Here is a 12,679-nt window from a genome sequence, read left to right as displayed (position 1 = left end):
CCGGCCAGCGGCCGGCACTACCGGGTCCGCCATCGATCGGGTCGGTGCCAACCCTGCCCCCGGTGGGTGCCGATCGTGCCCCCGGTGGGTGCCGACCGTTGGTCGGCACGCCTACTTGCCGTCGCTTTCCGCGTCGGCCTCGAACAGATGCATCAGGTCGTTGCGTGCGTCGCGCGAGGTCTGGATCACCGCTGCCTCGTCGTCGTACACCAGATACTGGTCGCGCAGCAGCTGCTCATCGTGCTCGCGGAAGCGCTGCACATGGCGTTCGGCCACGTCCGGCGCCACGCCCAGCGCGGTCAGCACGCGTCCGCTCATCTCAAGGCTGGTGCCGAACACTTCGCGGAACGGCTCGGCCGACATGTCCATCAGGCGCCACGCATGCTGGCGGTTGCGTGCACGCGCCAGCACCGTCGCGTCCGGGTACAGCCGGCGCACCATGCGTACCGCGCGCAGGTTGGTCTCCGGGTCATCCACGGTGATCACGAACACATCGATGTGCTCGCCCCCCGCCGCACGCAGCATCTCCGGCCGGGTCGGATCGCCGTAGTACAGCTGGTTGCCGAAGCGGCGCAGGTCGGCAACGGTGTCCGGGTTCGCCTCCAGCGCCACGAACGGCACCTTCTGCGCGGTCAGCAGGCGCGCGATCACCTGGCCGAAGCGTCCCATGCCGGCGATCAGCACCTTGGGCCGGTTGTCCGGCGCCACCTTGTCAGCCTCGGCCGCCGCGCGTGGTGCGGCTTTTTCCTGGCCGAGCAGCTTGAGCAGCGCGATCATCAGCAGCGGCGTGATCGCCATCGACAGGCCGACGATCGCCACCAGCCGGTCGTGGTTGGCGTTGCCCAGCAGGTGCGCGCGCTGTGCCTCGTTGAATACCACGAAGGCAAACTCGCCGCCCAGCCACAGCACGCTGCCCAGCAGCAGCGATTGCCGCGAGCTGAGCCGGGCGACACGTCCAACCGCGTAGAGCAGGCTGAACTTGACCACCAGCAGGATGCCGACACCCGCGGCGATCAGCCACGGCTCGGCGGCGATGCGGTCCAGGTCGATGCCCATGCCCACTGCGATGAAGAACAGGCCCAGCAGCAGCCCCTTGAATGGTTCGATCTGCGCTTCCAGCTCATGCCGGAACTCCGAATCGGACAGCAGCACGCCGGCCAGGAACGCGCCGAGGCTGGGGCTGAGGCCGGCTTCCTGCATGAACCAGGCGGTGCCCAGCACCACCAGCAGGGCGGTGGCAGTGAATACTTCCGGGCTGCGGGTGCGCGCAATGATGCTGAACACCTTGCGCAGCACCGGTCGTCCGCACAGGATCACCACCGCCAGCGCACCCAGCGCCACGGCCGCATCTTCCCAGCGCAGGGTCTCGTTCTTCACTCCGCCCAGCAGCGGGATGGCCGCCAGCAGCGGGATCGCGATCAGGTCCTGGAACAGCAGGATGGCGAACCCGAGCCGGCCATGGTCGCTGTTGATCGCCTTGTGCTCGGACAGCAGCTGCAGGCCGACCGCGGTGGATGACAGCGCCAGCGCCACGCCGACCACCAGCGCGCTCTTCCACTGGAAGTGATCGAGCAGCAGCAGGCCGCCCAGCACCAGCCCGGACAACGCCACCTGCGCCGCGCCGGCGCCGAACACCGAGCGCCGCATCACCTTCAGGCGTGCCGGTGACAGCTCCAGGCCGATCACGAACAGCAGCATCACCACACCGATCTCGGCGGCACCGAGGATGCGGTCGGCGTCCTGCACGAAGCCCAGCCCGTCCGGGCCCAGCACCACGCCGGCCGCCAGGTAGCCCAGTACCGCGCCGAAGCCGAACTTCTTGAACACCGGCACGGCGATGACCGCCGCCAGCAGCAGCACCAGGGCCAGTTCCAGACCACCGCTATGCATGGGAATACCTGGTCATCGGGGGAGCCCGCTGTGCGTCCGTTCGGATGGGGGAGGGCGTGGCGAGCGCCACCACGACATTATGCGCGCCGGCCTGTGTATGCACGAGAACAACCGGCCGGGCGGCCACCCAGCGCGGGGCGCCCAGGTTGACCTGCATGGCCCACGGGTCCAGACTGCCCGCCGCTGGCGGCGCGTCCGTTGGCATACGCATCCCGGAGTCCCCAACCCATGTCCAGCGACAGTAGAAGTCGACCTCGTTCGACGCCAGCGATGGCCACCGCCTGACACCGGGACGGTTTGCCTGCGTTGGCGTTGCGCGAGGTCGCATCCCCACAAGGCAAAACCGATGAACCAGAAGCAATTGCTGCGCCCGGTGGCCGATGCCGCCGCACTGGCCGCACCGCTGGCGAACTACAACACCGCCGACGCGGTGGAATTCCTCAACACGCTGGACCTGACCCGCGCCGCGGAAACGCTGGCTGCGCTGCCGTTGCCGCGTGCAGTGAAGATGCTCGAAGCGCCGGAGCTGCACCGCAGCGGTGAGCTGGTGGCCGCGCTGCCACCCGCGCGGGCTGCGGCGCTGCTTGGCCTGATGGCCGACGACCGCGCCACCGACATCGTCCACGAGCTGGATGAGGAAGAGCGCGCGCGGTTGATCCCGCTGCTGGGCACCGACGCCCGCCAGGTCATCCAGAAGCTGCTCAGCTACCCGCCGAACACCGCCGGCGCACTGATGACCACCGAGTACGTGGCGGTGCCCGCCAGCTGGACCGTGGCGCAGACCCTGCAGCACATCCGCCAGGTCGAGCGCACCCGCGAGACGGTGTACGCGATCTACGTGCTGGAGCCGGCCAGCCAGCAGCTGCAGCAGGTGGTGACCATGCGCCGGCTGATCACCGGCCTGCCCGAGGAATCGATCCTGGACGTGGCCCAGGTCAATCCGCCGGTAACAGTGGATGCGCTGATGGACCAGGAAGAGGTGGCACGGCTGATCCGCCGCCACGACCTGCTGGCGATTCCGGTGGTCGACGCGCAGCAGCAGATGCTCGGCATCGTCACCGTGGACGACGTGCTCGATGCGCTGATCGAGGAATCCACCGAGGACGCGCACAAGTTCGGCGGCATGGAAGCGCTGGACAAGCCGTACATGCAGATCGGCTTCTTCGAGATGCTGCGCAAGCGCGCCGGCTGGCTGAGCGTGCTGTTCCTGGGCGAGATGCTGACGGCCAGCGCGATGCAGCACTACGAGGACGAACTGGCGCGCGCGGTGGTGCTGACCCTGTTCATCCCATTGATCATGAGTTCGGGTGGCAATTCCGGCTCGCAGGCCACCTCGCTGCTGATCCGCAGCCTGGCACTGCGCGAACTGCGCCTGCGCGACTGGTGGAAGGTGGCCCTGCGCGAAGTGCCGACCGGCATGGTGCTGGGCGCCATCCTCGGCTGCCTGGCCATCGTGCGCATCGTGATCTGGCAGCTGGGCGGCCTGCACGACTACGGCGAGCACTGGATCCTGCTGGCGATCACCATCGGCGTCGCGCTGGTGGGCATCGTCACCTTCGGTTCGCTGTCCGGCTCGATGCTGCCCTTCATCCTGAAGCGGCTCGGCTTCGACCCGGCCAGCGCCTCGGCCCCGTTCGTGGCCACCCTGGTGGATGTGACCGGCCTGGTGATCTACTTCAGCATCGCCGCGATGATCCTGCACGGCACGCTGCTGTAACAAAACGTGCACGCCGGGGTCGGATCCCTTCGCGCAGCGAAGGGCTCTGACCCCGGATATCCGCAGCAGGGGATCAGAGCCCTTTCCTGCGAAAAGGGGTCCGACCCCGCCTCCGACCCCATCGCCACGGAATTTGGGTACCGTAGGCGCATGAGTACCTACCACCTGCAGTCCGTGTTCCGTCCGCAGTCGGTCGCGGTGATCGGCGGCAGCCCGCGCGAGCGTTCGGCCGGGCGCGCGGTGATGCGCAACCTGCGTGGCACCGGCTTCCCCGGCAAGGTGGCGTGGATCAATCCGCGGCATGCCGAGATCGATGGCATCCGCACGGTCAAGCGGCTGAAGGACCTGGACTGGGTGCCCGACCTGGTGGTGATCACCGCACCAGCGGCGATCGTGCCGCAGGTGGTGCGCACTGCCGCCGAACGTGGCGTGCAGGCGGCGATCATCCTCACCGCGCACCTGGGCGAAGGCCCCGGTTCGTTGTCTGCACAGGTAGAGGCGGTGGCGCGCAAGCATGGCCTGCGCATCCTCGGGCCGCATTGCCTGGGCGTGATCGCGCCGCACGCGCGGCTCAATGCCAGCATCGCCGCACATTTTCCGCAGGCCGGCGACCTCGCGCTGATCTCCGAATCCTCGGCCATTGCCGCCGCGCTGGTGGAATGGGGCGTGGCGCGCTCGGTCGGGTTCTCCGCCGTGGTCTCGCTGGGCGATACGATGGACGTCGACTTCGGCGACCTGCTCGACTACTTCGCCACCGACTACCGTACCCGCGCCATCCTGCTCTACGTCGAGCAGATCAAGGACGCGCGCAAGTTCATGTCGGCCGCGCGTGCCGCCGCCCGCGCCAAGCCGGTGGTGGTGGTGAAGTCCGGCCGCGCCGAGCGCGTGCAGCCGGGCAGCCGCGATACCCATGTGCAGGCCCTGGCCCGCGCCGATGATGTGTACGGTGCGGCCTTCAACCGCGCCGGGCTGCTGCGCGTCGGTGCGCTGGACGAGCTGTTCACCGCCGCCGAATCACTGGGGCGGCTGGGCACCTTCCCTGGCCGCCGCCTGGCCATTCTCAGCAATGGTGGCGGCGTCGGCCGCCTTGCCGTGGACCAGCTGATCGCGCTGCGTGGCACACTGGCCACCCTGTCCGACAGCACGGTGCAGAAGCTCGATGCGGTATTGCCACAGGGCTGGTCGCGCAGCAATCCGGTCGACATCGTGGTCGACGCCGATGGTGACCGCTATGCCGCGGCCATCGAAGCGCTGCTGGCCGACAACGAGAATGACGCGGTGATGGTGGTCAACGTGCCGACCGCGTTCACCTCATCGGCGGACGCCGCGCAGGCACTCACCCGCACGCTCGGCCTGCGCCCGCGCCACCACCGCGACAAGCCGGTGTTCGCGGTGTGGCTAGGCAACGACGACCAGGCCACCGCCACGCTCAACGCGGCGCGGGTGCCGACCTATCCGACCGAGGCCGAAGCCGTACGTGGCTTCCAGCATCTGGTGCGCTACCGCGAAGCGCAGAACGCGTTGATGGAAACGCCGCCCAGCCTGCCGCAGGACTTCAGCGTCGACACGGCCGCCGCGCGCGCACTGGTCGATGCCGCGCTGGCCAACGGCCAGCAGTGGCTGGACCCGCTGGCTACGCATGAACTGCTCAAGGCCTACGGCATTCCCTCCGCGCCGGTGATGCATGCGCGTGATGCGCACGAGGCGATGGACCTGGCGCAGCCGCTGCTGGAACGCGGTGCCACGGTCGCGCTGAAGATTCTCTCGCCGGATATTCCGCACAAGTCGGAAGTGGATGGTGTGCGCCTGAACCTGTCCACGCTGCCGGCGGTGCAGAGCGCGGCCAACGCGATCCTGTCGCGCGCACGCCAGCTGCGGCCGGATGCGCGTACCGACGGCCTGCTGGTGCAGCCGACCATCGTGCGTCCGAAGGCGCGCGAGTTGATTGTCGGCATCGCCGATGACGCGACGTTCGGCCCGGTGATCGTGGTCGGTCGCGGCGGCACTGCCGTCGAAGTGATCAACGACAAGGCGCTGGCGCTGCCGCCGCTGGACCTGCGCCTGGCCCACGAGCTGATTGGCCAGACCCGCGCCTCGCGCATCCTCAAGGCCTACGGTGACGTGCCGGCGGCTGACGAGCGCGCACTGGCGCTGGCGCTGGTGAAGCTGGCACAACTGGCCGCCGACATTCCCGAAGTGCGTACGCTGGACATCAACCCGTTGCTGGTCGACGGCAAGGGCATCCTCGCCCTCGACGCCCGCGTAGCGGTGGCGCCGTCGCGCATCCTGCACAAGGGCCGCGGCCATCCACGTTTCTCGGTGTTCCCGTACCCGAAGGAGTGGGAGCGCACCATCGAACTGTCCGATGGCGGCCGTGCCTTCGTGCGCCCGGTGCGGCCGGAGGACGACGCGCTGTTCCGTGCGTTCTTCGCCCGCGTCAGCGACGAGGACCTGCGCCTGCGCTTCTTCCAGTCGGTGAAGCACTTCAGCCACGAGTTCATCGCGCGCCTGACCCAGCTCGACTACGCGCGCTCGATTGCGCTGGTGGCGATCGAACCGCGCAGCGGCGAGATGCTGGGCGCGGTGCGCCTGCACGCCGATGCCGATTACCACCGTGGCGAGTACGGCATCCTGATCCGCTCGGACCTGAAGGGCCACGGCATCGGCTGGCGGCTGATGGCGATCATGATCGAGTACGCCAAGTGGCTGGGCCTGGACGTGGTCGAAGGCCAGGTGCTGCGCGAGAACAGCACCATGCTGGCGATGTGCCAGAGCCTGGGCTTCAAGACGAAGCTGGACCCGGACGACCCGACGGTGATGATGGTGACCCTGCCGGTGCAGCAGGTCGAGGTGCCCGACGTGCCATTGTAGAGCCGAGCCCACGCTCGGCTGCCTTGCATCACACGGGCACGCCTGAGCCGGGCATGGGCTCGGCTCTACAGCTTCAACGCATGGGTTCCACCACCACCGCCGTGCCATAGCACAGCACTTCGGTCAGCCCGGTCATCACATCGGTGGCGTCGTAGCGCATGCCGATGATCGCGTTGGCACCCAGCTGCCGCGCATGCTTGACCATGTCGCGGTAGGTTTCCTCGCGGGCCTGTTCGCACAGTTCGGTATAGATGGTGATGTTGCCACCGAAGAGCGTCTGGATACCGCCGAGGAAGTTGCCGACGATCGAGCGCGAGCGCACGGTGATGCCGCGCACCACACCGAGGTTGCGCACGACGCGGTGCCCAGGCAGCTCGAAGGCGGTGGTGACCAGCGCATCATCGAAGCGGAGCGCGGGTGGGGTGGGGGTGCCGCTGTTGTAGGGGTCTGCCATGGTCGCGTCCGTATCGCTGCCTTCTGAGAGTCGAGCCATGCTCGACGGGCCGTGCAGCAGTCGAGCATGGCGCGACCCTACAACGCAACCGCCTGTTGCGGCATGGTTCCGTCACCGTGCTGGCGCGACAATACCCCCATGACCGACCGTATTCCCCTGCTGCTGCTGCCCGGCCTGCTCAACGATGCCGAGCTGTGGCGCGCGCAGCTGGCCGACCTGGCCGACATCGCCGACTGCACAGTAGGCGACCAGACCCGTGGCGAGACCCTGCAGGCGGTGGCCGAGGACGTACTCGCACAGGCACCGGAGCGCTTTGCGCTGGCCGGTTTCTCATTGGGCGGCTTCGTCGCCCAGCAGATCCTGCGCATTGCGCCGGAGCGCGTGCTGCAGCTGGCGCTGATCGATACCTCGATCCACGCCGATTCACCGGAACGTGCCGAGCAGCGCCGCAGCCAACGTGCCAGCGTGCGCCTGCCGGGGAAGTTCCACGGCTTCGGCGATGTGCTGATGCGCAGCTACATCGATGCGTCGCGGCTGGATGACTACGTGCTGGTGCAGCGCGTGCGCGACATGACCGCCCGCCTGGGCGCGGACGTGTTCCTGCGCCAGAGCGCGCTGGAACGCCGCGATGGCCATGATGTGCTGGCCGGCTACCGCGATCCGCTGCTGATCGTGTGCGGCGCGAACGATCGCATCACGCCGCTGGCGGTGAGCGAGGAAATGCACGCGATGGTGCCGCACTCGCAGCTGGTGGTGGTGCCTGACTGCGGGCACCTGGCACCGATGGAGAAGCCGGACGAGGTCAGTGCGGCGATGCGTGGGTGGTTGCTGCAGGGCAGGGGATGATCCCCACCCTCTCGTAGGTGCCGACCTTGGTCGGCACGGTGTTCCAACGATCGATCAGGGCTCAGTGCCGACCAAGGTCGGCACCTACCTGTAGAGCCGAGCCATGCTCGGTTCCGGGGAGGCAGCAGCCGAGCGTGCGCTCGGCTCTACAGCACCACTGCCTCAATCCCAGGCCGGGGCGATGCCTTCCGGGTTGGCCAGGCGATGGCCGCGGTCGAGCTTGGCGATCTGTGCCATGTCTTCGTCGGTCAGGCGGATCGCTGCCGCTTCCAGGTTGCTCGCCAGGTTCTCGCGCTTGGTCGAGGACGGAATGACCGAGAAACCCTGCTGCAGCGCCCAGGCCAGCGCGACCTGCGCCGGCGTGGCCTGGTGGCGTCCGGCAATGGCCTGGATCACCGGGTCCTTGATCACCTCGCCGTAGGCCAGGCTCATGTAGGCGGTGATGTGGATGCCGTTGTCCTGCAGGAACTTCACCAGCAGGCGATTCTGCAGGTAGGGGTGGATTTCGATCTGGTTGGTGGCAATGGCACCGGCGCCGAGGATGCCGATCGCCTTGCGGGTCTGCGCGATGGTGAAGTTGGAGATGCCGATCTCGCGGGTCAGGCCCTGCGCCTTGGCTTCAGCCAGTGCGGCCAGGTACTCCTCCATCGGCACGTCGACCTTGTCGTTCGGCGATGGCCAGTGGATCAGCGCCAGGTCGACGTACTCGGTTCGCAGCTTTTCCAGGCTGGTGCGCAGGCTGGCGAGCAGCGCATCGCGCTTGAACGCGGTGATCCAGACCTTGGTGGTCAGGTAGATGTCGTCGCGCGGCACGCCGGAATCGGCGATGGCCTGGCCGACCTCGGCTTCGTTGCCGTAGATCTGCGCGGTATCGATGGCGCGGTAGCCGACCGCCAGCGCGTTGCGCACGGAGTCGATCACGGTCTGGTCTTTCAGGCGGAAGGTACCGAGACCGAAGGCGGGGACAGTCATGGGGGCTCCAGCAGAGGGGGAGGGAGGCGGGAATATCCACGAAAGGGTAGGCCAGCGGCCGTGTGCATGCCGGCAACGGTGCATTGCATCGACGTGTACGACGGCAGGTGGTGGTGGGTGCGGACCGTTGGTCCGCACTGTTCATGCCGCCACCCATGCAGCGTTGGACGCGGCCGGCCAGCGGCCGGCACTCCCCCTGTCTGCGCTCGACGGTAGTGCCGGCCGCTGGCCGGCAACCGGATCAATCAAGCCGCGCGTGCCAGCCCGCCCTTCGCCGCCGCCGTGGTCGACAGGTCGAACACATCCACCGCATCGATCAGGCGGTTGGCCTGCTGCTCCAGGCTGCGCGCGGCGGCGCTGGCTTCTTCCACCAGCGCGGCGTTCTGCTGGGTCGTGCCGTCCATCTGGATCACGGTCTGGCTGACCTGTTCGATGCCCGCGCTCTGCTCCTGCGAGGCCGCGGAGATCTCGGCCATGATGTCGGTCACGCGCTGCACCGATGCAACGATCTCGGCCATGGTGTCGCCTGCCTCGCGCACGCGCTGTGCGCCATGGCCAACCTGTTCCACCGAGGCTTCGATCAGTGACTTGATCTCCTTCGCGGCTGCCGCCGAGCGCTGCGCCAGCGTGCGCACTTCGCTGGCGACCACCGCGAAGCCGCGGCCCTGTTCTCCGGCGCGTGCCGCTTCCACCGCGGCATTCAGCGCCAGGATGTTGGTCTGGAAGGCGATGCCATCGATGACGCTGATGATCTCGGCGATCTGCCGCGACGAGGTCTCGATCGCGCCCATCGTCGCCACCACCTGGCCGACCACGCTGCCACCGTGCGAGGCGACCGTATGGGCGCCGATCGCCAGCTGGTTGGCCTGGCGCGCATGTTCGGCGTTCTGGCGCACGGTGGAGGTCAGCTCCTCCATCGATGCCGCGGTCTCCTCCAGGTTGGCCGCCTGCTGCTCGGTGCGGCGCGACAGGTCATTGTTGCCGGCGGCGATCTCCGCGGCGGCGGTGTGGATGTTGCCGGAGGCGTGCTTGATGTCGGTGACGATGGTCGCCAGCTGCGTGGCGGTGGTATTGGCATCGCCGGCGATACGGGCGAACACCCCCTGGAAATCACCGTGCATGCGCGCGCCGAGACGGCCATCGGCGATCGCGCGCAGCATCGTCGAGACTTCGCCGAGGTTCAGTTCGGTAGTCTGCATCAGGCGGTTCAGGCCTTCGACCATTGCACGGAAATCATGCTCGAAGCGGGCAGTGTCGCCGCGCTGGCTGAAGTCACCGGCGGCCGCCGCCTCGGCCAGGCGGCGGATCTCGCCATTGATCAGGCCGAGGTTGTGCTTGGCCATATCCAGCGCTTCGGTGATCACGGCCTTCTCGCCGGGCAGGCGTTCCATGTCCTGGCTGAGGTCGCCGACCGCGTAGCGGCCCATGATCGAGATCGCGCGCATCTTCACCCGGATATGCGCATCGACCAGTGCGTTGCAGTCGGCCACCATGGTGCCGAACGCGCCGGGGAAGGCAGCGGCGTCCATGCGATGGCTGATGGTGCCGGCTTCGTGCGCCTGCGCCATCGCGGCCTGTGCATCCAGCACGCTGCGCAGCGTGGATTGCACCGCCTGCATGGCCTGCGCGAGGCGACCGATCTCGTCGCGGCTGCGCACCTGTACTGCGTGCTGCAGGTCACCGGCGGCCACCGCGCGCGCCGCTGCTTCCACTGCCAGCACCGGCTGCACCACCGCACGCCGCAGCCACCAGGCCAGACCGATCAGCAGCAGCACGGCGGCCAGCACGGTCAGCGCCGCGCACAGCAGCAGGGTCTGCCGGGCCTGCTGCGAACGTGCCGCCAGCGCCGCTTCAGCCACCTGCGTGGCGTGCGTGCTCAGCGCATCCAGAGCCATCGCCACCGGGCGATCCTTGCCGCGCACCAGGTTGTCGCCGGCCGCGGGATCGTAGCCGGCCGCGGCAAATGCCTGCAGCGCCGCGTGATAGTCCTGCTGCAGCTGCGCGTGCAGGCCAACGAACGCCTGCGCCAGCTCACGCGTGCGCGGGTCCGGGCTGGTGGCCAGACCCTTGGCCAGTTGCCCGACCAGGCGGCCTTCGCTGTCGAAGCCATCCAGGTGGCGTTGGCGCAGCGCATCGTCGTGCCCGCGCAGCAGCACGTTCTTCCATTCCTGCACCTGGCCACGGAACTCACGCTGCAGGCGTTCGGCATCGCGGCTGTGCGCGACTTCGGGCGGGACCTCGGTGGACAACTTCAACCAGGCGGAGGCCAGGCCTGCCAGCGCGCACAGCAGGACCACGGCCAAGCCAACAGAAACCGCGCCGAGCAGCTTGGACTGCAGGCGCGGAGCACGGACAGACGCATTCATCGGGAAGCACTCTCGGGAAGGGGCAATGCGGTATCGACCCGCTACGCTTCCGCTGAAGTGCGACGAACATCACATTAGCGTTTCGTTTAGTGATGTGAAGGAAGTGTTTCATAGGACAAATGTGTCCATATGGAACAAATGCGGACCCTGGACAGGGGATATAAATGTAACTAATGTAGTTACATGAAATCCGCGAACCCGCTCTCTGACGCCCTGCACGTGATGGCGCATCTGGTCGGCCAGGATGGCCCGCGCACCTCCGGGCAGCTGGCGTCCTGCCTGCCGACCCATCCGGTGGTGATCCGCCGTCTGCTGGCGCAGCTGCACAAGGCCAGCTTGGTACGCAGCACCCGCGGTCATGGCGGTGGCAGCCAGCTGGCCCGCGACGCTGCAACGATCACCCTGCATGACATCTATCTGGCCGTGGGCGCACCACCGCTGGTGCAGGTCGGCGCCCGCGACGCCGGCGGCGGCTGCCCGATCCAGCAGCTGGTCAACAGCGCGCTGCTGGAGGGGGCACGCGAGGCACAGCGGTTGCTGGAGGCGCGCCTGCGGGCGACCACGCTGGACCAGCTCGGCGCCGACTTCGCCCGCCATCTCGCCCATCACCGTTCCCTGGAAGGTCCTCATGAATCCTGATGTGCTCATCGTCGGCGGCAGCTACGCCGGCATTGCCGCCGGCCTGATCCTGGCCCGCGCCCGGCGGCCGGTCACCGTCATCGACGCCGGCTCGCCGCGCAACCGCTTCGCCAGCCATTCGCACGGGGTGCCAGGGCTGGATGGCATCAGCGGCGCCGAGCTGCTGAAGACCGCGCGCCAGCAGCTGCTGGATTACCCCAGCGTGCGCTGGGTGCATGCCGAGGCTGTGCAGGCCAACGCCAGCGCAGAGGGCGTGGAAGTACGTACCGCCGATGGCCAGGTGCTGGCCGCGCGCAAGCTGCTGCTGGCCAGCGGTATCGCCGACCAGCTGCCGGAACTGCCCGGGCTGGCCGCGCGCTGGGGCAGCACCGTGCTGCACTGCCCCTACTGCCATGGTTACGAAGTGGGTGGCGGCGCCATCGGCCTGCTTGGCGGCCATCCGATGTCCGCCGGCAAGGCGCCGCTGTTTGCCGACTGGGGCAATGTCACCTTCTTCAGCCAGGGCCTGCCGATCACCGATGAGGAACGGGCTGCCATGCAGCAGCGCGGCGTGCAGATCGAGACGTCGCCGGTGCTGGGCGTGCAGGGCGACCAGCCGACCTGGCTGGAAGTGGAGCTGGCCGATGGCCGCCGCATCGCCCAGCGTGCGCTGTTCGTACCGGCCACCCAGGCGATGGCCACGCCATTGGTGCAGCAGCTTGGCTGCACCTTGGTCGAGAGCCCGCTGGGGGTGCTGATCGAGGTCGACATGATGAAGCAGACCTCGGTGCCCAACGTGTATGCCGCAGGCGATGCGACGACGGTCGGCAACATCACCCTGGCCATGGCCGAAGGCGTGCGCGCGGGCATCGGCGTGCATCATGCGCTGGTGGCCGAAGACAGCGTGCCGCGCTGAATGTGCCGGGGTCAGATCCCTTTCGCAGA

9 protein-coding genes are annotated in these 12,679 nt (G+C 68.1%); 5 read left to right on the top strand and 4 right to left on the bottom strand.

Annotation, left to right across the window (positions count from 1 at the left end; genetic code table 11):
• Positions 1–111 precede the first annotated feature (111 nt).
• Positions 112–1,890, bottom strand: coding sequence for a monovalent cation:proton antiporter-2 (CPA2) family protein (locus AC5P5W_RS10110; RefSeq protein WP_014648831.1), 1,779 nt, complete (start codon positions 1,888–1,890; stop codon positions 112–114).
• A 346-nt stretch (positions 1,891–2,236) separates the two neighbouring features.
• On the opposite strand from AC5P5W_RS10110, the gene mgtE reads away from it, so the two are divergent.
• Both mgtE and AC5P5W_RS10100 read left to right on the top strand, forming a co-directional pair.
• Entirely contained in the window at positions 2,237–3,607 is a 1,371-nt protein-coding gene (gene mgtE, locus AC5P5W_RS10105) for a magnesium transporter (protein ID WP_197575476.1), read from the top strand.
• Positions 3,608–3,757: 150 nt separating this feature from the next.
• The gene (locus AC5P5W_RS10100; RefSeq protein ID WP_111205364.1) at positions 3,758–6,478 is read left to right on the top strand and encodes a bifunctional acetate--CoA ligase family protein/GNAT family N-acetyltransferase; all 2,721 of its coding nucleotides are present in this window, start codon (positions 3,758–3,760) and stop codon (positions 6,476–6,478) included.
• Positions 6,479–6,551: 73 nt separating this feature from the next.
• Here the strand turns inward: AC5P5W_RS10100 and AC5P5W_RS10095 are convergent, their stop codons facing one another.
• Entirely contained in the window at positions 6,552–6,932 is a 381-nt protein-coding gene (locus tag AC5P5W_RS10095; RefSeq protein ID WP_014648827.1) for a YbjQ family protein, read from the bottom strand.
• A gap of 138 nt (positions 6,933–7,070) precedes the next feature.
• Between AC5P5W_RS10095 and AC5P5W_RS10090 the strand changes: the two genes are divergently transcribed.
• A complete protein-coding gene (locus tag AC5P5W_RS10090) occupies positions 7,071–7,778 on the top strand; it encodes an alpha/beta fold hydrolase (protein WP_032960593.1) in 708 nt (235 codons plus the stop codon).
• Positions 7,779–7,940: 162 nt separating this feature from the next.
• On the opposite strand, the gene dkgB is transcribed toward AC5P5W_RS10090, so the two are convergent.
• Positions 7,941–8,750 carry a 2,5-didehydrogluconate reductase DkgB gene (gene dkgB / locus AC5P5W_RS10085; RefSeq protein WP_014648825.1) on the bottom strand — a complete coding sequence of 270 codons (810 nt, stop codon included), beginning with the start codon at positions 8,748–8,750 and terminating at the stop codon, positions 7,941–7,943.
• Between the two features lie 245 nt (positions 8,751–8,995).
• Complete coding sequence (locus AC5P5W_RS10080; protein WP_049442058.1) at positions 8,996–11,116, bottom strand: methyl-accepting chemotaxis protein; 2,121 nt, start codon at positions 11,114–11,116, stop codon at positions 8,996–8,998.
• A 183-nt stretch (positions 11,117–11,299) separates the two neighbouring features.
• Here AC5P5W_RS10080 and AC5P5W_RS10075 point away from each other — a divergent pair, with 183 nt between their 5' ends.
• Both AC5P5W_RS10075 and AC5P5W_RS10070 read left to right on the top strand, forming a co-directional pair.
• The gene (locus AC5P5W_RS10075) at positions 11,300–11,755 is read left to right on the top strand and encodes an Rrf2 family transcriptional regulator (RefSeq protein WP_014648823.1); all 456 of its coding nucleotides are present in this window, start codon (positions 11,300–11,302) and stop codon (positions 11,753–11,755) included.
• Positions 11,745–12,650 (top strand): NAD(P)/FAD-dependent oxidoreductase, encoded by a 906-nt coding sequence (locus AC5P5W_RS10070; RefSeq protein WP_049442056.1) that lies wholly within the window; start codon positions 11,745–11,747, stop codon positions 12,648–12,650. Before AC5P5W_RS10075 ends, AC5P5W_RS10070 begins: the two co-directional genes overlap by 11 nt.
• Positions 12,651–12,679 lie beyond the last annotated feature (29 nt).

This window comes from Stenotrophomonas sp. YJH_SMC_123 (assembly GCF_059368215.1).
This window is presented reverse-complemented; position numbering and strand designations above follow the sequence as displayed.

Coding starts and splice junctions, on each gene's coding strand:
- AC5P5W_RS10110 (WP_014648831.1), bottom strand. CDS start 1,890: ATGCATAGCGGTGGTCTGGAACTGGCCCTGGTGCTGCTGCTGGCGGCG.
- mgtE (WP_197575476.1), top strand. CDS start 2,237: ATGAACCAGAAGCAATTGCTGCGCCCGGTGGCCGATGCCGCCGCACTG.
- AC5P5W_RS10100 (WP_111205364.1), top strand. CDS start 3,758: ATGAGTACCTACCACCTGCAGTCCGTGTTCCGTCCGCAGTCGGTCGCG.
- AC5P5W_RS10095 (WP_014648827.1), bottom strand. CDS start 6,932: ATGGCAGACCCCTACAACAGCGGCACCCCCACCCCACCCGCGCTCCGC.
- AC5P5W_RS10090 (WP_032960593.1), top strand. CDS start 7,071: ATGACCGACCGTATTCCCCTGCTGCTGCTGCCCGGCCTGCTCAACGAT.
- dkgB (WP_014648825.1), bottom strand. CDS start 8,750: ATGACTGTCCCCGCCTTCGGTCTCGGTACCTTCCGCCTGAAAGACCAG.
- AC5P5W_RS10080 (WP_049442058.1), bottom strand. CDS start 11,116: ATGAATGCGTCTGTCCGTGCTCCGCGCCTGCAGTCCAAGCTGCTCGGC.
- AC5P5W_RS10075 (WP_014648823.1), top strand. CDS start 11,300: ATGAAATCCGCGAACCCGCTCTCTGACGCCCTGCACGTGATGGCGCAT.
- AC5P5W_RS10070 (WP_049442056.1), top strand. CDS start 11,745: ATGAATCCTGATGTGCTCATCGTCGGCGGCAGCTACGCCGGCATTGCC.